Annotated in this window: 13 protein-coding genes; all 13 read right to left on the minus strand. The window is 37.0% G+C overall.

Annotated elements, in window-relative coordinates; all coding sequences use genetic code 11:
• Positions 1-6: 6 nt before the first annotated feature.
• The gene (locus tag M0051_RS08260) at positions 7-1497 is read right to left on the minus strand and encodes a glycoside hydrolase family 30 protein (RefSeq protein WP_306741057.1); all 1491 of its coding nucleotides are present in this window, start codon (positions 1495-1497) and stop codon (positions 7-9) included.
• A 21-nt stretch (positions 1498-1518) separates the two neighbouring features.
• Positions 1519-2955, minus strand: a complete 1437-nt coding sequence (locus M0051_RS08265; RefSeq protein WP_306741058.1) for an MFS transporter — start codon at positions 2953-2955, stop codon at positions 1519-1521.
• Between the two features lie 48 nt (positions 2956-3003).
• Complete coding sequence (locus M0051_RS08270) at positions 3004-4083, minus strand: glycosyl hydrolase family 17 protein (RefSeq protein ID WP_306741059.1); 1080 nt, start codon at positions 4081-4083, stop codon at positions 3004-3006.
• Between the two features lie 11 nt (positions 4084-4094).
• Positions 4095-5042 carry a hypothetical protein gene (locus M0051_RS08275; RefSeq protein ID WP_306741060.1) on the minus strand — a complete coding sequence of 316 codons (948 nt, stop codon included), beginning with the start codon at positions 5040-5042 and terminating at the stop codon, positions 4095-4097.
• 36 nt (positions 5043-5078) lie between these two features.
• The gene (locus M0051_RS08280; RefSeq protein WP_306741061.1) at positions 5079-5963 is read right to left on the minus strand and encodes a glycosyl hydrolase family 17 protein; all 885 of its coding nucleotides are present in this window, start codon (positions 5961-5963) and stop codon (positions 5079-5081) included.
• A 71-nt stretch (positions 5964-6034) separates the two neighbouring features.
• A complete protein-coding gene (locus M0051_RS08285; protein ID WP_306741062.1) occupies positions 6035-9487 on the minus strand; it encodes a hypothetical protein in 3453 nt (1150 codons plus the stop codon).
• An 88-nt stretch (positions 9488-9575) separates the two neighbouring features.
• Positions 9576-11132 carry a sugar porter family MFS transporter gene (locus M0051_RS08290; RefSeq protein ID WP_306741063.1) on the minus strand — a complete coding sequence of 519 codons (1557 nt, stop codon included), beginning with the start codon at positions 11130-11132 and terminating at the stop codon, positions 9576-9578.
• Between the two features lie 2 nt (positions 11133-11134).
• A complete protein-coding gene (locus tag M0051_RS08295) occupies positions 11135-11965 on the minus strand; it encodes a glycoside hydrolase family 16 protein (protein WP_306741064.1) in 831 nt (276 codons plus the stop codon).
• A 76-nt stretch (positions 11966-12041) separates the two neighbouring features.
• The gene (locus M0051_RS08300; RefSeq protein ID WP_306741065.1) at positions 12042-13679 is read right to left on the minus strand and encodes a family 16 glycosylhydrolase; all 1638 of its coding nucleotides are present in this window, start codon (positions 13677-13679) and stop codon (positions 12042-12044) included.
• Positions 13680-13689: 10 nt separating this feature from the next.
• Positions 13690-15729 carry a hypothetical protein gene (locus tag M0051_RS08305; protein WP_306741066.1) on the minus strand — a complete coding sequence of 680 codons (2040 nt, stop codon included), beginning with the start codon at positions 15727-15729 and terminating at the stop codon, positions 13690-13692.
• Between the two features lie 15 nt (positions 15730-15744).
• The gene (locus M0051_RS08310) at positions 15745-17229 is read right to left on the minus strand and encodes a RagB/SusD family nutrient uptake outer membrane protein (RefSeq protein WP_306741067.1); all 1485 of its coding nucleotides are present in this window, start codon (positions 17227-17229) and stop codon (positions 15745-15747) included.
• A gap of 12 nt (positions 17230-17241) precedes the next feature.
• Positions 17242-20274: a TonB-dependent receptor gene (locus tag M0051_RS08315; RefSeq protein WP_306741068.1), complete on the minus strand. Its 3033-nt coding sequence runs from the start codon at positions 20272-20274 to the stop codon at positions 17242-17244.
• A gap of 307 nt (positions 20275-20581) precedes the next feature.
• Positions 20582-23488 (minus strand): triple tyrosine motif-containing protein, encoded by a 2907-nt coding sequence (locus tag M0051_RS08320; RefSeq protein WP_306741069.1) that lies wholly within the window; start codon positions 23486-23488, stop codon positions 20582-20584.
• Between the last annotated feature and the right edge of the window lie 264 nt (positions 23489-23752).

Genomic DNA, 23752 nt, shown 5'->3' on the forward strand with positions numbered 1-23752 from the left:
TTCTGTTTATTTATCCTGATGAATGACAATTGTTTGTACGGCTTGGGCGTCAATTTTAAAAGCGCTTTCCTTTCCTGCCATTGTCAACTTTAACTGCTTGGCTTCCTCTTTCATATTTAATACCACAACAGCAATTGAACCATCAGGGTTTTGAGCCGCAGTTACCATTAAATCATCATTATTCGATTCAAAACCAATTCGCATAGCGCCAGGACGAATGTACTTGCTAAAATGTGTCAAAGTATAATACATTGGAGTAAAGTATACCTCATCTTTCTTAGGATCAACAATAACAGGAGCCAAACACCAATTATTTGCCCAATTAGGTCCTCCTTGAGTATCTAAAACCATATTCCAATCAACCCATCCTTGCACCCAATTGTTTAAACAACCAATAATATCACGCGCATAGCGATACACAGGAACATATTTTGGGTGAAGATGCTTTTGCTCTTCTGGCGCCCAATCAAATCCCCAATCGGTGGCTTCTTTTTTCCAGTACCAGGCATCATCATTCCAGTGCGGTACTTCAGCATCAACACATGCCTCCGACTGAATCATCAATTTATTAGGTGCTTTTTTATGTGTGTATTGTAAAACATCAGGCATATAGTCATAAGTACTGGCATACCAGTGAATCGCCATACCATCAAAGTACCTAGAAGATTCTTCATCTTTATACATCACATCAGCCCACTCCTTTAACTCATCACGATTTTGATCGTAACCCAACACCTTTACATCATGACCATCTGCCTTCAATTTTGGCCCTAAATGATTGTTAACAAAGTCAACCATTTCCTCAGGTGTATAGTGCATACTTTCCCAGTTGTAACCATTACCCAATGGCTCATTCTCAACAGTTAGCCCCCAGATATCGATGCCTTCTTTCTTGTACTCATTAATGTATTTCGAGAAGAACAATGCCCAAGTATCGTAATATTCAGGCAATAGCTTTCCACCTTTCCAATCCTTATTGTCTTTCATCCAAACAGGAGCTGTCCAAGGTGATGATATAATTTTAAAACCATCCTTAGAAACTGCCATGGCCTCTTTTATCATTGGAATGATATCGTCACGATCTTCGTCGATAGAAAAATGCTTTAGCTCCTTGTCTCCTTCAATCGGAGCATAAGAATAATTGCTCAGCGAAAAATCACAAGAGTTAATGTGGGTTCTGGTTAATGAATATCTTGCTCCATTTTCACCAAAATAGGCTTCTAAAATCAGCTTTCGGTTTTCTTCCCCAATTTTATTCATTAGGTAGGCTGTTGATTCGGTAAACGAACCTCCGAAACCAATGATTTCCTGGAATTTTTCATCAGGATTAATTTTAATTTCCACATCAGCCATACTGTTTTCGGATACATCTACTTTTTGAAGCTTATTTCCTGCCGCTGATGTTTCATAAATTTCAACAAGCAAACTCTTATCTTTTGTATTACAAGCCATAACTGTAATGCTTATAAAAATTCCTAATATATAATTCAGTTTCATGATTGATTCTAAAGTTTTTATTTAGTGTTTTACCTTTCCTCTTCGTGCAATTAGAGCCTTTCGAATTTCGAGTGCTCGCTCTTCCGAAATACTATATTTCATCATCATCCATATGGCAATGAGAGCAAAAAATATCGGAATAATAATATCTGCCAACCTAAGATCTATCAATGATTCTGCGGTTTGAATTTCAGCATTTTGATCAAAACCAACCATTTTTAAAACTACACCACTAACTAAAAACGCAAGGGCATTACCCAACTTCACCATCAGCCAATAAACGGCTCCAAACATTCCTTCACGGCGTGTTCCATTATTCAATTCATCCAAATCACATACATCCGCAGTCATCGACATCATTAAGGTAAACAAACCTCCAATACCGAAAGAAATCAATGGCAAAGGAATAAACATCAGCCATGGATTGGCCGGGTTAAATCCCCACCACTTTAATACATATCCCACAATAGAGAGTAAAGTGGAAATGATAAAGGCCTTTCTCTTGCCCACTTTGGTTGAAATACGAGTTACAATTGGAATAATTAGAAATGCAGTACATGCAGCGTTGACAGTACTGAACCATGGCGGCCAGGAACCAGCAGCATTGATGCTACCATCAAACAAATAATAAAGGATAATAAAATAAGAAAACTGTGCAATCGTCTGAAAACCATTAAATATTAAAAAAGTGGCACCACACAACTTCACAAATGGCTTACAGGTTAAAGTTTGTACAATTGCTGTCCAAAATTCTTTTAGATTTGAAGCAAGTTTCCGAATGCTTAATTTGGATTCACCTTCCAAATTCGGCAATTTAAGTTCCTTACAAAACAGCGCTGGCAAGGCACCCAATATGATGCTTGCACCTCCAACCCATACAGATAGAACTCTAACTCCCGTTGTCGATTCCTCGAAAAACAGATCTGAGTTTCCAATCATGATCCAGAACCATGGAGCAATCATCCAGGCCATCTGACCAAAAAACTGCCCAACCGCCATTAACCTGGTCCGCTCATTGTAATCGGGTGTCATTTCATATCCCAAACCTATGAATGGCGTGGAATAAATCGTAAAGGCAATGAAGAAAATAATCGACAGGATTAAAAAGTAAAAGAAATTATAGATTTCTGAATTCTCAGGGTGCAATTGCCACAGTACCATAAAAGCGATCCCAGAAATGATACTTCCCAATAGAACGTATGGTTTTCTTCTTCCCCAACGAGTCCGAGTATTGTCTGAAATATAACCCATAATTGGGTCAATTAATGCGTCAAAAAATTTTGGCAAGGCAGACAATAAACCAGCTAAAACAGGATCCATTTTAAACCCATAAATCAGGTAGAACATAAAAACGCCTAAGGCCGCTGGATAAAGATTAATAGTCAACTGTCCTGCTCCATAAGCTGCTTTCTGTCCAAAAGGAACTTTGTCTTCTGCCGCTGTTTTATAGGGTGCCATATTGCTTAATATTTTAATTGTGAGTGATTCGTAATTAGATTTTATTCTTTATAGTTCCGGGTACAGTGCCTGCATTACTTTTTTTGGTTTTCTGTCAACCGTGAACAATCCCCAGTGCTTTTCAGCTCCTAGCGGATTATCTGTTTCACCTTTCCAATCCTCATCAAAAGCTTCAAAAAAGAAAGTGGTAATATTCATTTCCTTCGACCACTCCTTCAGTTCATTGTAGTAGCGTTCCTGTTTCTCCTCACTGGCCCTTTCACCAAACTCAGATGCAATGCTTGCCCATCCTGCTTCGGTAATCACAAGCTTACTATTCGGTAAAACATTTCTAACATCCTGTACATTTTGTATGGTATATAACATTCCTTCGTCAATGTCCTTTCCTTCCCAAACTGGGTATACATGAATTGAAACGAAGTCTACTGCCTTAGCCAGTTTCTGTCCACTTTTTATCCACCATTCGTAGTTATCGGCAACAGTTACTGGCTGCTGAATCTCTTTCTGCACTCTTTTCACATAGGAAATAATAGAGTCGGTATCAACTTTATGATCGTTCCATTCAACCAATGCCTCATTACCCACATTCAGGGCAATTATTGTTTCCGGATATTTATTGGCTAGAGCAATTCCTCGTTGAATTTCTTCCTGGTTCAGTATCATATTTTTATCCAACACTTCCTGAGGGATTGGCTCATTAAGCCACAAACAGGTTTCATGTGCGCTTAATTCTGCCTTTAACCAAACACCCAACATTACCCTTATATTCAATTTGTTTACTTCAATAATTCTTAGCACTGTCTGAGAATTTTCGCCGCAATCATACAACCTGATCAAGTTGAACAATGAATCTTTCGAAATGATTTGTAAATCTTCCAGTACTTCAGCATCGCTGGGATTAACAGCTCCATTACCCCTGTCAGGATGTTGTCCACTTCGAAATCCTGAGTAGGCTACAGCCCATGATGTTCCGGCTAAAAGATCCGCTGTTTCTTGTTTGATTTCCATATTCTGCTTTTGTTCTTCCTGAATGCTTGTATCCGATTTTTTTGCAGCATTCTTACAAGAGAACAATCCAATCGTAATACATATCAGTATTGAAATATTTTTTATTGTTGAGTTTTTCATATGTTTAGGTTTTAAGCTTGCATGAGTTCAGTAAATTGATTTTCCATCACTTTCTTTGGTTCCCTATCCAGTGTGAATAATCCCCAGTGTTTCTCGGGCTCCATTGGTTCCGGCGATCCTTTCCAGGATTCATCAAAGGCTTCAAAATAAAAGCAGAGTATCTCTTCTTCTTCTGTCCATTGCATTAAATCCTGGTAGTATATGGCTTGTAAATCTTCACTTACATTTTCCGGGTCAATTCCACGTCCATTTGAATTCGTTGCCCAACCCGCCTCTGTAATCACAACAGGTTTGTGAGGATATTTTTCTGCAATGCTGTAATAGTTTTGTTTGGTGTACTCCAGGGCCTCATGAATATTCTTGTACTCCCAAACCGGGTAAGTATGAATGGAAATAAAATCTACAGCTTCCACTAAATCCTTAATATGATCGAGCCATGGCACATAATTTTCGCAGAATGTAACAGGCTGCTTGGCACCTTTCTTAATAATTTTCACATAACGGATAACACTTTCAACCGGAACATAGTGATCTGTCCAACTTACTGTTGCTTCATTACCTGCAGAAAGAGCAAAAACAATGTCAGAATATTGATTTGCGAGCTTTATTAATTTCTCAATCTGATTGATATTGTGCTCCTTGTTGGCAATTAGTTGTCCTTCGGAGTAAACTCCTCCCCACGGACAGGCAAAATTGTTCATTTCAGCTCCAATATATGCGCCAAGCATCACTTGAAAATCAAGCTTCTCATTTCGAATCACCTCAAGCACAGTATCGGTTTGTTCATCACAGGCATATAGTCTTAAATATTTCCAATGTCCTTGCAGGATTAACAGGTCTTCCTTAACCTGCTCATAAGTAGGAAAACTCCCCGCTTCCGGACTCTGTCCCTCTCTAAATCCTGAGTAACAAATTGCCTTGTCAAATTTTATATTCAGTTGTTCAGTAATCTTCTTCATTTACTATTTACTTAGCCTTCTTCGCGCGTACACGAATTAAAATTTCAACTTCTCATCCTTATCCCAAATTCCCCAATAGGCCCCCACATCACCTTCGTCTGATGTTTTCCATTCTTCGTCGAATGACGAGAAGTAGAATATCTCGATATCTTCTTCTTTTGACCAGTTTTGTGATTGTATAAAGTACTTCATCGCATTTTCCTGAGAAGGTTCTGCACCATGGAATGGCTCTCCTACATTTGGCCAACCTGTCTCAGAAATGATCACTTTTTTACCTGAACCTGCTCGTAATGCACGGTTGTACATGTCTTTCATGTACAGGTATGAGTTTTCGAGACTACAACCTTCCCAAAAAGGGTAACAGTTTGCAAGAATCACATCACAAGCTTCGGTAACCTTAGGTCGGTTTGCAAACTCATAGTATGCATCCACATAAGCCACTGGAACACCAGGAAGTTCTTTCTTTACACGATAGATATATTTCAGAAGCTCCTCTTCGTTTAAATCTTCGCGATACAAAACTTCGTTACCAACCGCTACGATATCCGCATAACCAGCTTTTGCAACTTCTATAACACCTTCAATTTCGTTTTCGTTAATGCTTTGATATTTCCCCAACCATGCTCCTACCATGGTTTTCAGACCAAATTCTCTGGCGACTTTAGGAATCAATTCATTTCCTTCAGTACATGAAAAAGACCTGATCCACTTGGTGTGGGGACTCACAATTTCCATTCTTCTGCGAATCTGTTCCTCGCTGATCTGGTTTCCCGGTTCCTGTCCTTCCTCGTAAGGACTAAAACAGATCCCATGCATTCCTCTATTCAAATACTGATAGTATAGCGCTCGTAATTCATCTTGGCTTTTGTCTTCAAGATCAACCCCTGCCAACGACATTAAATATTCACTTCTTACAGACATAGGTTTAGGCTTAAAAGGTTAAAGTTTATCGGTATGGTTACAGGAGTGCAACCACACCGACAGTTTATTTGTTAGTTTTCAGACATTGTATAATCAACTCTTTTCACTGAATTTTCTCTTCTGAATATTGATTCACTGATATTTTCATCGATGATATTACCAGAGATCAAAGTGTTTGATTCATCTTTATAAGTGATTTTTATCTCAGGCATTGCTCCCTTTGAGAATACAACCGGAACCTTACAAAATGTTAATGCTAATTGTCCCTCTTCCAATTCAATTGTTTGTTTTGAATTTTGAAGATCATAGTAAGTAAATAATTCTGGATTCTTAAGAACTTCCTTCTCGTTCAACAAAGGCAAATCAAAAACAATTTTACCCTGATCGATTCGAATACCAAGCTCTCCCATTCTCGAAATAAAATCTTCTTTTACCTGACCGGTCATACCTGGTTGCTTGGCTCCAGCATTTCCAGGAGTATGAGAGTAGGCATCAGTTGGGAAAGCACCATACAAGTCTGGTGATTTGTATATTCCAATACCTGCTTTTATTTCGTAGTAATGTTCCTTCAATCTTCCAATCAACTCTGCACTTAAGTTCTCGTCGGTGGCCAGAAAGAAATTCTCTTGAGTGGCAAGAAGCAGTTTTGAAACCATATGCCAATAGATACTTCCCAATCCTTCATATCCATAGAAAGTTCCTGATCTTCCTGTAAAAGACTGATGGTCGAACATACTTTCGTATGCATTTAGAACAAGATCTCTATCAGAAATAACTAATTCTGTATATTCAGAATTTAATCTGTCAAGAATTTCATTTAATACCTCTGCATTTCGAATTTTACCATTGAAATGACAGTTGCCTGACTGATCAACAGAAACCAGCTCTGTATTCCTATTTTCAATTAATTTCTGAAGCAGGGACGATTTTGCTACCTGATGTTCTGGAATGTTATTCTTCTCAGTAAATCTTGCCAACTGCCTGTCGGGATATAAAATGTAGCTAAACTGATCCTCACGGAATAATGAACTAGCCTTTAAAGCATCCAGCACTTCCAAACTCTCTTCTGCCGATAAATATCCTGAACTCAAAACTGCTACCTGCCCTTCCAGCATTTCATACAAGTAACGAATCGATATTTCATCATCAGAAATTGAAATTAGATTATAAGCATGATACAACTTGTCTTCGCGCTTATTTACACGAATCGACTGATCCATATAAGCCATTGCCAATCTGGTAAATTCTACCAAATCCGCAACTTTAACAGACTTTCGTTCTCCAGAGAATGAATTTGCATAGATGCTCTCTCTGTATTCTGTTCCTGCCAAACCAAGAACATCTGCAAAGTGCTTTCTGTCCTTATTGGTAAAACCAGTATTCAACAAGTTTGATCGCTCATTAAATAGGTTAAAGATCTTATCCAATAACGCTTTCACTTCTGCTGAAACAGTGATTTCTTCGACCGATAATACAGCCAGTTTTTCAGTCCAAAACTTCAAAAATCTTCGCAAGTAGTATAGAGTTACCATGGAAACACCATTCCCCACCAATGCATTATTTGCATCGTTCCATTCAGGACGCTGAGTATTCAACCATATTCCAGCTTCAGGAATAAAATTGCTTAATTTACTTAGCAGGGTCACCAACACTTTCTCCATCAGATTTACCTTGTAAATATCATTTCCCTGCTGCAACAAAAAAGCATCAGCGCCAAGCTCTTTGTATTTTGCTTTTATTGTTTTGTTCAGATCAAAATCAAAACCAATGGTATCCTTTGGATTTTTAACAATCTCATCGTAAGATTTAATTCGATATGGGACATTTGCATACACAAACATCTCTTTGCTTAGAAGTTCATCTAATTTTCCCGGGTGAAATTCATTTGATAACTCCAAAAGTCTCTGTAAATAAATAATTTGGTGATCTCCCCAATATCCAATGTAAGCCCATGGATCATCAGGATCAGGACATTCCCAATCGATTCCTTCACGAGTAATTCGGTAAGGATTGTATCCATCGGCAGTAGAAGCATTCACAAACTTGCTAATCATCCCTTTCAAATACTCAGGAAATGACCAGGCCAAAGCTTCCCAGTTTTGGAAAATATCCCTCCAGTTTCCCTGGTAATTTAATTTAGGACTTCCATCTTCATTTTTAGTTTCAATGGAGAACTGGTTCCAAGGTCGGCTTGGATCACCATGACGACGACTAAATGTTAATGGCAGGTACTCCAGGCAAATTCTTTGCAAATCAGAATTTGCTACTGTACTTACCCTATCAAGCAATTCATTATATGATATTTCTATTGGCAGTTCATTCAACCAGCTGTTAAATTCCGAATAAATTATTGTATTCGATTGCTTCACAAACAAAGCAAAATCTGCACTATTAATATTGTATGAATCAATAAAAATTCCACCACGCATTACATTAAACATGGTATTCGAAAAATGACGAGCAGTACACAAATCATCTTTTCCAGCCTGTAAACCATCGGCGTCAGCCACAATCTTAATCAAATTCTCAGTTCCCAATTGAATGTCTTTATCAATAGCTGCAAACAGGTTCTTGTCATTTTTAATGAATTCATTCAGATTCGAAACATCTGAACTATCCTGATTAATCTCTGCTACAATCATCCATTCTTCCGAGTTACCAGCAGACAATTCCAATTCAGAATTTATCATGTAAGCCCCTCGGGTTGCTCTCACATCAACTTCAGTTTCAAGATTCAACCCTTTTAGGAAGTTCGATTCCCGCTTCGCCGATAATAAGATTTTCTTGTCTTGCAATCCCACAGACCATACCGTAGTACATTTTAATGATTCACTTGGTTCTGCTCTATCAACAGGGATTGAGCTCAACATGAACAATCCCAAACCAGACTCTGGTAACAATTCATTCTTTTTATAAGCATCAAGTAGGTTACTGTATTCACTCTGAAATGCGTAATCGAATCCATAAGGAATGATATTTTTAATTCCATCAAGCACTTCTGCATTTAACTTATTTCCGCTAATGTTTTTTACTTTCGATTTACGTACAAATCCATACTTTTCTGAATTGTACCAGGCATACTGAAACTCAATTCCCAAATCAAGGTTCACCTCTTCGAAAATGATCTTGTTGCCATAAATACTCTTATATAGATTTCTTTGAATTTTATATACTTCCTTCAAATTCTTTGCAAATGGTTCCCATAGAAAAGCTTTTTCCTCTTTCTCTACCAAAAACATAGTTTTACTTCCTGTAATGCCTTTAAAATCATGAATCTTATCAACAGTGTAATAAGGAAATAATGCATTATCACGATTCTTTCTACCGGCTGATAATGAACCATTACTTGATATGAACATCCAGTGATCTGAATCACTAACAATACTCATAAAGAAGTCCGCCATTTGGTCAGAATTGCTAATCTTGTAAAACTTCTCATTATTTAGTTCTACAAATTCCCCTTTAATCTCAGCCCCGCTGCAATTCAAACTTGTGTTTCCCAGATAAATGTTACTCTTCTTCATTTTAATCTAACTAGATTCAACTTCAATTTCTTTCAACAAAAAACTTCTGAGTTTTATATTATAAATCCTTAAAGGATTCGATCTGTTCCTATTCTTTAATCAGAATTACTTCTAATTCTTCAAGAGATTTCCCCTTGGTTTCAGGCAGCATTACAATCACAAACAAAAGACCCAATGCGCCAAATATTCCATATATTAAAAAGGTAGTAGCATTTCCCAGATTCATCTGTTCCCACGGGAAAGCCAGCTGTACAATGAAACTTATCCCCGAGTTGATTAGTCCAACAAATGAGATGGCTAATCCTCTTACTCGATTTGGGAAAAGTTCTGAAAACAAAACCCACATAACAGGTCCTATAGAAATCGCAAAGGATGCAACAAAGCCAATAATCCCTACCAGTACCAACCATGGGTTGATGCAGATTGCTTTTGCGATAAATTCTGATTGGTGTTCTTTAAATGTCTGTTCACCAACACTACTTAAGAGTGCATTATTAAATTCGATATCACTTTCGTAAACAACATTCTCAATCTCTTTTAATTTGGAAGGCTCAATAAAACTAGAACATTCGGTTATGCTCTTTTCGCTTAACTGGTAGGTAGCATTTCCAAAACTCGCAGATAATACAAACATCGAAACAACAATACCAAACAAACCAAAAACCAAGAGTGGTTTTCTTCCTACCCTATCAATCAACCAAATGGCAAAAAGAGTAAAAACAAGGTTGGTTAAGCCTACTAAAATTGCTTGTGAAAATGAAGCATCGGTTCCGATACCTGTTTGCTCAAAAATCATTGGAGCATAAAAAAACACCGAATTGATCCCTGTTATTTGCTGGGTAATTGCAATCACAATACCAATTAGCAACACCAACTTTAATGATGGTTTAAATAACTCCTTTATTGAAATTCGTTCCTTATTCTTTGATGAATTGATGCTTCGTGCAATATTTACCAACTGTTCCTTCGCCTCTTCTTCTCCTACAGCCTTATTCATTACCTCAAGGGCTTCATCATCCAAGCCGTTCATGGCTAGCCAACGCGGACTCCTTGGCACAAAAAACAGTAAGAAAAAATAGAGCAATGCAGGCAAAGCTTCCAATCCCAGCATCCATCTCCAGTTGTATGCGTCGAACTGCAGAAAGGTGGCCCAATCGGCATTCGATTTTCCCAATTGTAAAATCAGGTAATTGGTAAAAAATGCAACTGAAATTCCCAGTACAATATTCAGTTGGTTAAAGGACACCATAGTACCCCTAAGCTTTGGAGGGGCGATTTCGGCAATATACATTGGAGCTATGATCAGCGATGCGCCAACACCGATTCCTCCAATCATTCTTGCCAAAACCAACATTATAAAATTAGGAGCTATGGCTGATCCTAAAGCTGAAATAAAATATAATGCTGCCGCACATTTTAAGACTGTTCGTCTTCCAAACCTATCACTAACAGGGCCAGCTAACATCATGGCCAAAGTTGCAGTAAGAGTCAAACAGCTCACAGCCCAACCCAATTGAATTTTGCTAAGATCGAACTGAGGTTCTATAAATTTTATAACGCCTGAAATCACCGACGCATCAAATCCCATTAGAAATCCTCCTAAGGCAACAATTAAAGAAACAGCAGCACTATATTTTAAGTTCATGATTATTTCTTTTGATAAATTCTTACAAAGTCAATTTCCATTGTTTGTGGAAATGCTTCCTTGTCAATTCCTTCTACACTTCCCCATGCACCACCAACTGCAACATTTAAAATCAAGTAAAATGGTTTGGTGTAAGGCCATTTCGATTCTCCAAGGCCTTCATTTTTGTACTCAAAAAACAATTGATCATCTACATAGCATTTCATGATATCTTCAGACCATTCCAGGATGTAAGAGTGAAACTTTTCAGTGGCATCGGGAATTTTTATAATTGCAGTTTGCTGCGTGCCTTTTTGCCACTGATAATCTTTTGAGTGAGCAGATGCATGAATCACTCCTGCATCATGGCCAACATGTTCCATGATATCTATCTCGCCAATATCCGGCCAGTTTCCATCTTCGAAGGACCAATCCCCTGGCATCATCCAAATTGCAGGCCAAGTGCCTCTCCCTTCCGGAAGTTTTGCTCGCACCTCAACTTTCCCATGCAACCAATCCGATTTAGAGTTTAATCTGGCAGATGAATAATCCTTACCTTCTATACTTTCCTGAAGCGCAGTAATGTGAAGTACTCCATTCTCAACCCAGGCATTTTCTTTCTTCGCATGTGTATAATGTTGCAATTCGTTATTGCCCCAGCCTTTGCTGTTTCCTTCCGTATCATAAATCCATTTTGTTGAATCTGGCAATCCGGTATAATCAAATTCATCAGACCACACCAGTTGATACTCTTTTGAAGCAGTTTTTTGCTTGGATTTATCTTTTTTATTAAAGTTGCATGAAGAAAAAAGAAGACAGAATACACCCATTATCAAACAAGCTGTTGATCTCATAATGTAAAGATTTAGCTTAATGATTAAGTATTTATAGGCTGTTCAAATAACAGGAACAGCCTATAATTGTTTATAATTATTGATATACTCTTACGTAGTCAATTTCCATAGATGATTCAACAAATGCAGGATCAATAGTACCACCAAGTGTACCACCCATAGCCACATTCAAAATCAGAAATTGATCAGCATCGTACGGCCAATTGTCGGCGTTTTTATCTTCCGGTGCATAGGTATAATAAACCTCATCATCAATCAGGAATGTAATCTGATTTTCTGACCAGTTTACAGAGTACACATGAAATTCATCAGAAGCATCAGCAACAGTTGTAGATTCCATATTTTCGGTTGCTCCCGAACTTGATGGCGTATGCAATGCACATTGGATATGTCCAGGATTGTTTCCAATTCCTTCCATAATGTCAATTTCTCCACATGCTGGCCATCCTACATCAGGGAAATTTGCTCCCAACATCCAAATTGCCGGCCATGTACCGCCTCCTGATGGAAGTTTGGCTCGAACATCAACCCTTCCGTAAGTGAATTCAAATTTATCTTGAGTTTTCAAACGAGCTGAAGTATAAGATCCACCATCCGCTTTTGCCGTTATTTTTAATGTTCCATCAGAAATACTGGCATTAGCTGCATCGTTGGTGTAGGTTTGAGATTCATTATTACCCCAACCTCCTGCACCTAGGTCATAATCCCATTTGGTAGCATCTGGATTTCCATCAGTATCAAACTCATCTGACCAAACCAGATTGGTATATTCCACATCAACTTCACCAGCTGATTCACTTGGTTTTGTTGATGTAAAGATATGGTACCAAGCAAAAGTGTCATCTTCCTCAACACGCACTCTTAGAATATTATCCGTAATCTCAATAATTTCATAAGTACTTGTTCCAACATACCAGCACATGAATCCATTATCGGAAATGCTGAAGCTGGTTCCCCGGTAACCGCCATCTTCTGTTGCAATTGAGCTTGCAGGTGCAAAAGTTACATTCTTCACTCCATATAAACCTGGAGCTACATCATCACCATGACAAACATCACCTTCAACTCCAATCTTACCCGCATATGTTCCTGGGATGAATGCTGATCCAGCTGTTTGTTCAAATGTTACACCTCCATCAGTTTGAGTAAATACAAATTCAGCATCATACATACATTCTTTTTCGAAAGCTGTTGCAGCATACCATGCAGCATATGCTTTACCCGGATCTTCAAAGTTTGGTCCTAATCCTGTATGTGCTGGTTGATCAGCTGCCCAATACCATGTTTTACTAGTGCCGCCAGTTAAAAAGGCTACTGCTTCCTCATCGCTGAAACTACTAAACACTTCAACTTGAACTGATTTACTCGTTGTTACACCTCCTGTTCCAACAGCTAAAACTGTAACATTATAAGTATTAATTCCGGGTAGTGAGAATCTGTGAGTTATCTTACCATCTGCAGAAACTTCTTTATCAGTTCCATCTCCAAAAACATAGGTATAATTAATTTCATTATCAGCCGTTGCATTGAAATTCACAAAGCCAGTTCCATCTCCATAAGGATTCTCAGCATCAACGCCTACCACCTCAAAACTAATTTCCAAATTAGTTGGGGTCTCTATTTTTCCTAATTCGTAATCATCCTCCTGACATGCAGTAAATAACGTCAGAATGCTAATCAGAATTACACTTATATATTTATAATATTTCAACATTGCTCAAAGTTTAATTGGTTAATTCGATATCATCAAAATAGTAGGTAAAATCAGCAGATCCGTCTCCTGTTGTACCGTTATCAAATATTAAAACAATATTATGGTATGATTTTGTTGCGTCAATTCCTGAGTAATCATAGGTAAGTTCTTCCCATGCATTCGCCACGGAAGTTGTTAATTCGACCTCATAATTTACACTTGAATCGTCTTTATTTTCTACCTTAAACAACACCTTGGCTCCTACTTTATTGGACCACACTTTCATTTTCACTTTCTTGTAAGTTGCAAAATCCATTGGGCTTTCAAGTGAAAAGTAAGCACCACCCCAGGTTTGTCCACCATTCTTAACCATTTGTCCAACTTTTGAACTTGTGTTAATACCCGAAGCATCTGGGTTATCAATCACAGAAGCGTTACCTCCATCAAAGTTGGTAAATTCTGGAGCCGTACCTTCAAAGTCTTCCATACTTAAAGGTGCAGTAGTTGAACCTCCTTCATTTGCCAAACCAATTTCATCGTAATAGTAAACCGAATCATCGCCAACATTTCCAAAATCGAAGAAGATAACCACCTTCACATAGTCAGCTGCAGGAGCCCCACTAAAGTCATAAGTTAATTCTTCCCATGCATTAGCAACTGTAGTACTTGCATCCACTTCATGAGTAATGCTTGCATCAGCATTTTCAAGTTTTAACTTTACTACAATTCCAGATTTTGGCGACCATGTTTTAACCTTAATCATGCTGTAATTATCAAAATCCAATGCTGAGCTTGCTTCGAAAAATGCCCCTGCCCAAGTTTCTGAATTGGCAGTTTTAATAAGTTTCGCAACTTTTGCAGTGATATTTACACCTGTAGCGTCAGGATTGTCAACCACATCTACATCAGCAATATTTCCAAATACTGTAAATGTAGGTGCTGTTCCTTCAAAATCTTCAATTGAAGAGAAAGCTGGAATGGATGCAGGTACTAGCTTAATATCATCAAAGTAATAGTTCGAATCATCTCCATTGTTTCCGAAGTCGAAGAAAATTACCACTTTCTGATATTCATTCGCTTGATCAATTGCAGAGAAATCAAAAGTTAATTCCTCCCATTCGTTAGCTACTGTTGTTGTTGCATCAACTTCAAAACCAATATTACCATCGGTTAAGTTTTCAACTTTTAGTTTTACTGTTGCACCCACTTTTGGCGACCAAACCTTAACTCTAAACTCTGTATTGCTAGAAAAATCAATAGGATTTTCAAGTGTAAGGAATGAACCTGCCCATATTTCAGCTCCTGCAGACTTATTACTTTGAGCAACTTTAGCACTAGTGTTGATTCCTGATGCATCCGGGTTATCGATAACAGATGAAGTTGTACCTCCAAAGTTTTCAAATGCATAATTGATTGTGAAGGATTCAAAATCAATAGGCAAATTAATCGGATCAGCAGCTTCAGGTACATTTACCGTTTCGGTGTATTCCGTAGTTGCTGCTCCGGCACTTTTTGCTACAATTCTAACATCGTAATCGCCAGCAGCTTCGTAAGTATGAGAAACTGTCTCACCCGGCATTAACATCGTTGGCTCTTCATCTTCTACATCACCAAAATAAACTTCAAAAACGGTTGCAAAATCAGCTGTAGCTGTTACACTTACGATTCTTGGATTTTGAGTATCATTTGTAATGTTCACCTCTAAATTCTCTGGTGCTTTAAATGTTACATTTAATTCCTGTACTAATTCTGTTGCTTTACCATTTATGCTTACGGCAATAATTTTTACCGAATAAACTCCTTCAGTATATACATGTTCAGCAACCTCACCCGGCTTGTAGGTTTCTGTTTCAGAACCATCGCCGAAATCAATGGTAAATTGCTGAGCTCCCTCAGCATTAGGGGAAATACTCACAAGACCTGAATTATCTTGTGTGATATCGAATACTGCTTCCACATTAGTAGGAGCACCAATATAATCTAACGAATACAAGTTATCTTCATCTGTTTCACAGGCAAAAAAGATACCTAGGATGAAAATAAATGCGCTTATTTTAGTTAATATTTTCATATCGAATAATCTTGTTTAGTAATTAGGATTTTGTGACCAATTGCCATTTGAGAATTGAATTTCTTCAAGAGGAATAGGGAATACTTCATGTTTACCAGCTACGAAACCTTCAATTTCATCAGCTGCTCTTCCCGTTCTTACAAGATCAAAGAAATGATGTCCTTCACCCATTAACTCAACTCTTCTTTCATGATAAATAGCATCGGTTAACGCTGCACCTGTTAAGGTTACATCGTGATTTGTATCACCAAAAGCTCTTCTTCTTACTTCTGAAATGTATTCTTGTGCTTTCGTATCTGAAATACCTCCTCGGTTATATGCTTCTGCTGCCATAAGCAATACATCTGCATAACGAATTGCTCTATAATTATTCGGGTTGGTTAGGTTCAAATCTCCCTGAGCTTCAGAGCTTCTCTTTCTCGGCAAATACTTTCTATTAAAATATCCAGTATGCTCAAATCCTGTAGTGTAAGTCGCACCTTCACTCTCAGCCCAAGCAACAATATCTAATATTGCAACATCTTTTCGAAGATCTCCAGGTTCAAATTGATCAACTGCTTCCTGAGTTGGTACATTAAAACTAAAGCCTGAAGAGAACAATGGACCATCGTAACCTCTTACGCCACTAAAACCTACCGCAACATTACCTTCGCTACATTGCAAACATCCAAATTCAGCTCCTTCAACATCAGTATATTGAATTTCGAATACCGACTCAATACCATTTTCACCAGCCATTTCGAAAATTTCATCATAATCTTCAACAAGAGAGTAATTTGAACTTGTGATTACCTGATCCAATACATTTGCCGCTTCACTAAATTTATCTTGGAATAAATATACTTTTCCTAGTAATGCTCTAGCTGCGCCTCTTGTTACCCTTCCTGTTTGTTCCGGCACATCTGGCAATACCTCAATTGCAGCAACTAAATCTCTTTCAATTTGCGCATATACATCTGCTACTGGTGATCGAGGAATTGAAGTCTCATCTCCTAAAGCAAAACGCTCATCTATTTTTAAAGGTACAGGACCAAACCATTTTACCAATTCAAAATAGTAATAAGCTCTTAGGAATTGTACTTCTCCAATCATCGATAGTCTACCATCAAAATCGATTTTGTCTTTGAACTCCATAAAGTAGTTTGCTCTCTGTACTCCTGCAAACATCCAATTCCAAACATCATGTAAATTGCTATTTACCGGAGTGTGAATCATATCGTCAACTTGTTGCCATCCTACAACATCTGTAGCACTTTCTCCTCCACACAATGTATTATCAGATGCAATCTCACCTAATATTACATTTACATAGGTATATTGTAATGCGTCATAAACTCCAACCAAACCATTATAATAGTCCTGCTCCGAGTTGAAAAAATTTTCAGAATCTATAGAGTATTTTGGTGCTTCCTGTGCAAAATCATCAGAACAGGAAATCAATATGTTTACGGCTAAAACAAAAGCCCCTAGAACTGCAATGCTATATTTTATTTTTTTCATGATTGAGCTTTTTTAAAAGTTTAGATTTAATCCGAACGTAAAGGTTCTCGCTGAAGGATAGAATCCATAATCGATTCCTGCAGTAATAGGATCGCCACTTGACGCAGCAGGATCATAACCAGTATAGTCAGTGAATGTATACAGATTACTTACCGAACCATAGAATCTTAATTTAGAGATTTTCAGTTTTGAGGTAAGGTATTCAGGCAGTGTATATCCCAATTGTATGTTTTGAATTCTTAAGAAAGAAGCATCCTCAACATAGTAATCTGAAATTACCTGATTTGCTATAGCTCCTGTGGTTACTCTTGGAACAGAATTACTTGTTCCTTCTCCAGTCCATCTTTCCAAATTGGTACTTAGCTTATTCACATTTACATTTGAACGTTCGTAGTTACGAAGTTTATCGTTACCCAATGATGCATAAGCATAAGCTGAAAAATCGAAGTTCTTATAGTTAATGGATAAATTTAATCCCATCGTTACATCTGGAATTGGGTTTCCGATATATGTTCTATCATCTGCATTTATCACTCCATCATTGTTGGTATCCACATATCTTAAGTCTCCAGGCTGAGCTTCTGCTCCCAATGCAATTTGTGATGGGTGAGCATTCACTTCTGCCATATTTTGGAATAGTCCATCTGTTTTGTATCCAAAGAATGAACCAATAGGCTGTCCAACTGCCATTCGGGTTGGGCTAGGTTGTCCTACACTAAATTCACCAGCTTCGATAAATCCGGTTCCATTATTTACTTTAGTTACCTCATTATCTAAGGTTGTCATATTGTAATTCACCTTAAACACCAAATCTTCACCTATTTTACCTCGGTAACCTACAGCAAATTCAAAACCTCGGTTTCGAACCTCACCTGCATTGATAGTTGGTCCTGCAGCACCTGCACCACTAACACCTAAAATTCCTGAAACTGGCACACCCTCAACTAGCAAATCATTGGTAGTTTTTACAAAGTAATCAGCATTGATATCAACTTTGTTGTTCAATAATTTCACATCTAAACCAATATCAAATTGTTCAGACTCTTCCCATTTAATCGTATTGTTAGGAAGTGCTCCAATTGCTCTACCATTAACTAACTGCCCATTGAATATGTAGGTTCCTTCTCCATCCATTAATGATAAAAATTTGTTAGGATCAATTTTATCAGAACCAAGGAAACCATAACTTGCTCTTAGCTTGATAAAATCGATAAACTCATAATCGCTCATGAAATCCTCATCTGAAATTACCCAACCTGCAGTAGCTGAATTAAAGTACCCTACACTTTCATCCGGACCAAATTTGGTAGAAGCATCTCGTCTAAACATTCCGGAAAGCAAATATTTTCCTTCATAATCATATTGAAGACGAGCAAAATATGATAATCTTCTATCATCGTAATCCCATGAATTGTTGGCTTTTGCTTCACTGGTTCCTTCTGTTAAAGAAATATCGGCAAATTCCCATGAGTTGTTAGGTACATCAAAGCCAGTTGCATCTAAATGGTCACCCCAATTTTTATACACTGTGGTACCTAATGTTGCTGTTACATGATGCTTATCAATAAACGTGTTATCATAAGTCACAAAGGCATCAAATGTATAATCATTGAAGTTATCTCTAGCCTGAAATACACTGCTCCTGGTATTATCAAATACCTTTCCCCCATAACTTATTTCTTTATCAAAAGATTTTTCCTTGCTACTACCTGTATTAAATCCAATACGAGCTGTAGCCTTTAACTGTGGAGAATAAGCGTACTCCATGCTAAAACTTCCGCTCAATCGATTTGACTTATAGATATTATAAGTATTATCAATTTGTGCCATTGGATTAATCACCTCATTACCCAGACTATTTGGTGCTAAAAAGAAAGAACCATCTTCGTTGTATACTGACATAGTAGAAGGCATGTTTAGTGCATTAAACAATACCGATCCTAATCCATTTTCGTTTATTGATCTTCTTCTTAAATAAGTGTAAATCAAGGAAGATTTAAATTTTAGCTTTTCAGAAATATCAATTCCCAAATTCATTCTTGCAGTATTTCTCTTATACCCCGATTTATCTTTCCCTACAATACCTTTTTGATCCAGGTCGGAAGCACTCAACGAGTATACTACATTATCAGATCCCCCACTTAAACTCACATCATTCTTATAAATTGGAGCTGTTGAGAATACTTCATTTTGCCAATTGGTTCCTTTTCCTAAATTTGAAATATTTGTAAATGGCAAATCTTCCCCATTTGCAGCATAAGCTTCATTTAATAATACAGCATACTCAGTTGCATTTAGCACTGGTAATTTGCGTGAAGTCTCCTGAATACCAACAGAGCTGTTAAATCGAATTGCCGGCGCAGTGTTTTTACGACCTGTTTTGGTTGTTACCAGCACAACCCCATTTGCACCAACAGTTCCGTAAATTGCAGCCTGAGCATCTTTTAATACTGTAATACTTTCAATATCATCAGGGCTTAATGTTTCCAATGACCCTTCATAGCCATCAATAATAACAACTGGAGAAGCATCCCCATTTGTAGAAATACCACGGATTCTTATATCTAAGCCAGAACCTGGAGCTCCCGAAGAAGAACTTACTACTACTCCCGAAGTAGTTCCCTGTAAAGCTTGCTCTGCCCTAACAGGTTTTATTTCATCAATAGTTTTTGCTCCAAGCACAGTTACTGCACCAGTAACATCACGCTTTTTCTGAGTACCATAGCCTACAACTACAACCTCTTCAAGTCCTGTAGTTTCAGTCATCAGAATAACATCTACAACAGTTTGGTCTCCAACAAAAATCTCTTGTGGAGCAAAACCAATCATTGAAAATACCAAAGTAGCATCCTTAGGTGCTTCTATAGAATACTTACCGTCAAAATCGGTTGATGTACCAATTGTTGTTCCTTTAACAACAACGGAGGCAAATGGAATAGGAGTTCCATCTTCTCCTGAGGTAACAATACCAGTTACAGCAATATTTTGAGCAAATACTTGCAAACAAAAGAGTGCCATAACTATTAACACAACTGTTTTTTTCATAAATTTAGTTCGTTAAGATTAGAAAAAATTAGCTCATAAATTTGGGTTACATTTATTCACCTAAATCGTTTGCAATATCCTTTGTTATTTGAGCAAAATCAAAAATACAGCTACATCAAGAACTCATCAACATCCAAAATACAATACATCATTAATACATCAAACGACTTTTTAAAAACAATAACCCTCTACCTATAAGATACTTAAGAAATACAACAAATCTTAAAAAATGCATATTACATATACATCAAATATGAAAAAAGGCAAATCTCTGTTGCGAGATTTGCCTTTTATTAAAATTGATATTTTATACGTTCAATAAGAAATCTATTAAGTTTTCTTCTCGTTTTAAATCAAATTTCTTCCTTAACCTGTACCTGCTAATTTCAACTCCCCTAACCGAAATATTCATTAGAGGTGCAATTTCTTTTGTGGATAAATTCATTCTAAGATAGGCACACATTCTTAAATCCTTTGGTGTTAATTGCGGAAAAGACGACCGTAGTCTCTTTATAAAGTTTTCATGCACCTGATCAAAATGCAACTCAAATTGTTCCCAATCCTGATCGCTATTAAATTCTGAATCCAGGGTTTTCATCAACTGACGCACTTGAACCAATGCAGTTGGGTCCTTTATCTTTTTTAAAGCCTTTTTTAATTCTCCTACCGCATACGAAAGCACCTCATTCTTATGGATAATATTCATTGTAGAACTTGCTAATTCACGAGTTTTAAAATCGACCTCACTTTTTAACTTTTCATTTCTTAATTCTACAATCTCTCTCTCTGCAATTAGTGCCTCTTCCCTAAATTTTTGTTCCTTAGCTTTAAGTTCTTCCTTCTGCTGTTTCTCCAATCTGTCTTGAATCTGTTTCATTCTTAAACGAACCAATAAAATCACACCATAAATAATGAGTAGTGAAATGAATACATATATAAAATATGCCAGTTTAGACCTGTACCAGGGAGGTAGAATTACAAATTTAAACTCATCGGGAACAGATTGAACCCCATATTGATTTTGTGCCAAGACTCTAAATACATATTCTCCCTCGCGCAAATTGGTGTATTCCTTACTTGTGATTGCCTCCCATGCCGAAGTATCCTGATCAAATCCTTGTAATTGATATTTATAATTTAACAATTGTGCATGACTTGATTGAGGAGCACTAAACTGAAAACGAATCTCATTATTCTTAAATTTTATATATTCTGCTGAATTTTCATTATTTGTTTTTTTTCCAGCATAAATCACTGAATCTTTCTTTTTACCTGAAATTCGCACCTCTCGAATCAATGTATGAAATTTATTTTCATACACTTTTCGAATTTCAGGATTGTAGTGAACAAATCCCTCTACAGTGGAAATTAATACATTTGATCTGTCTATTTCATAAACATTCTCAAAAGCCCCAATAAAAGAACCTCGAATGGAAGAAAAAGCCATTTCACGTTTCTCATAAGAGTTATCTACTTGTAATTTCAATACTCCTAACTTTTCATCCTGAAAATACCAGATGTCACCATTTGATTGCTCAAAAAGTTTTGTAACCTCCTTTTCCTTGCCAAATAGATTATTTAATGATTGGTAAGATTCAAATTTGTTGATCTCAGGAACATACTCATAAAAGCCCTTGCTAGTTGTAAAAACCTCTTTATCGCGAATTTTATGAATTCCAATACTTAAATCGGAAGGAAGACCATCTTCCTTTCCATACAGTTTAAAATTAACACATGAATCCAATGCATTGTTTAAAATAATACGATACAGTCCTTTATAACCATGGCTCATCCATATACTATTATCATCATTCCAAATTATTTCTCTGGATGATTCATGAAAACCACCAATTTTTTGTTTAAACTTCCATTTTCCCCTTTCAGAATCCCTTTCGAAAAGGATCAAGCCAGAATAAGTTCCACCTATCATTTGATTTGGGAATTCACTTTTATATAAATATTTCCATCCTCCTTCAACATCACAAATCATCTCGCCTTTATCCTGATTGATCCTAAAAGTACCTTTAGTGTGTCCACATAGGAGCTCTCCCCCTATTACTTGCAAACTCCAAACCTGACCCGAGGTTTTCTCAACAAGCCTAAACTTTTCGTTCAAATTTAAAGCCATATCTGTGAAATCGTACTTACGTGCAAACAACCCCATATTTGTTCCCAGGTACAAATATCCCTTAAAATAAATTGAGGAATATCCTGCTCCAATATCTCTAACTCTAGGAAAAGTAGTTACTGGCGAACTAATTTCAAGGAGATTAATTCCATTATCTAAACCTAGCCAAAGATTCTTTTCCGAATCCTGAAATAAACTAAGTATCGTATTATTAAGCAGGCCTAAATCGGTATTAACATGCTGAATAATTTGTCCTCTTTTGTTGAGGATATATAAACCATTTCTAACCGTTCCAAAAACAAAATGGTTATCTCTTAATGCTAGACCTGAGTAGATTTGCTCTTTAGCAAATGACTTATTTGCATCAAGATTCCAGGATTCCGTTTTTCTTCCATTATATCTAAATAAACCATTTAGAGCTGTTGCAATTAGAAGTTCATCTTCAGAGTATGGCAGTACACTTACAATTTCGATATCTTTAAATTTTTCACCGCCTGCTACCAATTGAAATCCTTGTCCATTCAATTTACAGAGCCCTTTTCCTAGAATCTGTACATAAAACGAATCATCTATTACAAAACTCTTCCGAAAATTCATTCTGTCACCAATAATGGACAATTTATTATCCTTATAGAAAATGATTTTTTCAAAGGTGTGAAATACGATTCCATTCCTGAAGTGGTAAATTTGCCATATTTCTTCGAAATCTCTTTCCGCTTCGGGAAGTAAACTGACCAAAGACCTATAAACCAACTTGCCTTTTAAATCGGGTTCCAAATACCCAAATTCATTGTATGCTCCAACATAAACCTTATCCGACTTGTCAATTGTTAAAGAACGTACCACCGATCTATTAGGCACCTCTATCAATCGCCAGCTAGTTCCGTCGAATTCCAGCACTCCTTCATTATTGGCAAAGTACATCAATCCTTTAGAAGATTGTATAATGTCCCAATTTTGAGTTCCTCCACGATATTCACTTCTTGGAAAATTCTGAATAAAGGGAACTCCTTTGTTTTTGACCTTGGCTAAACAAGAAAAATTTAAAATTAGAAATAGGAGTAGTATTGTAGTAGACTTATTCAAAGCAATGGCGATTTTGTTTATTGAAATATATGATGATTCATAAAAATATGCAAAGTTGTTTTAATACTACAAAACATCAAGAATAATTTTCCTCGCTGAAAGAAAGATTTACAATTAACAATTCTTAACATTAAAAACACCACCTCAAACACACAATCAACTATATAACTAACATTTACATCCAAAAAGCAATTTCTATAATTAACCTTATTTAACCTTGATTCACCTTAAATCATCTAATGATAAATGGATGTGAACCTATCT

The sequence above is a fragment of the Marinifilum sp. D714 genome (assembly GCF_030851345.1).
GTDB lineage: Bacteria > Bacteroidota > Bacteroidia > Bacteroidales > Marinifilaceae > Marinifilum.

Coding starts and splice junctions, on each gene's coding strand:
- M0051_RS08295 (WP_306741064.1), bottom strand. CDS start 11,965: ATGAGATCAACAGCTTGTTTGATAATGGGTGTATTCTGTCTTCTTTTT.
- M0051_RS08280 (WP_306741061.1), bottom strand. CDS start 5,963: ATGTCTGTAAGAAGTGAATATTTAATGTCGTTGGCAGGGGTTGATCTT.
- M0051_RS08310 (WP_306741067.1), bottom strand. CDS start 17,229: ATGAAAAAAATAAAATATAGCATTGCAGTTCTAGGGGCTTTTGTTTTA.
- M0051_RS08285 (WP_306741062.1), bottom strand. CDS start 9,487: ATGAAGAAGAGTAACATTTATCTGGGAAACACAAGTTTGAATTGCAGC.
- M0051_RS08265 (WP_306741058.1), bottom strand. CDS start 2,955: ATGGCACCCTATAAAACAGCGGCAGAAGACAAAGTTCCTTTTGGACAG.
- M0051_RS08305 (WP_306741066.1), bottom strand. CDS start 15,729: ATGAAAATATTAACTAAAATAAGCGCATTTATTTTCATCCTAGGTATC.
- M0051_RS08270 (WP_306741059.1), bottom strand. CDS start 4,083: ATGAAAAACTCAACAATAAAAAATATTTCAATACTGATATGTATTACG.
- M0051_RS08260 (WP_306741057.1), bottom strand. CDS start 1,497: ATGAAACTGAATTATATATTAGGAATTTTTATAAGCATTACAGTTATG.
- M0051_RS08300 (WP_306741065.1), bottom strand. CDS start 13,679: ATGTTGAAATATTATAAATATATAAGTGTAATTCTGATTAGCATTCTG.
- M0051_RS08315 (WP_306741068.1), bottom strand. CDS start 20,274: ATGAAAAAAACAGTTGTGTTAATAGTTATGGCACTCTTTTGTTTGCAA.
- M0051_RS08290 (WP_306741063.1), bottom strand. CDS start 11,132: ATGAACTTAAAATATAGTGCTGCTGTTTCTTTAATTGTTGCCTTAGGA.
- M0051_RS08275 (WP_306741060.1), bottom strand. CDS start 5,042: ATGAAGAAGATTACTGAACAACTGAATATAAAATTTGACAAGGCAATT.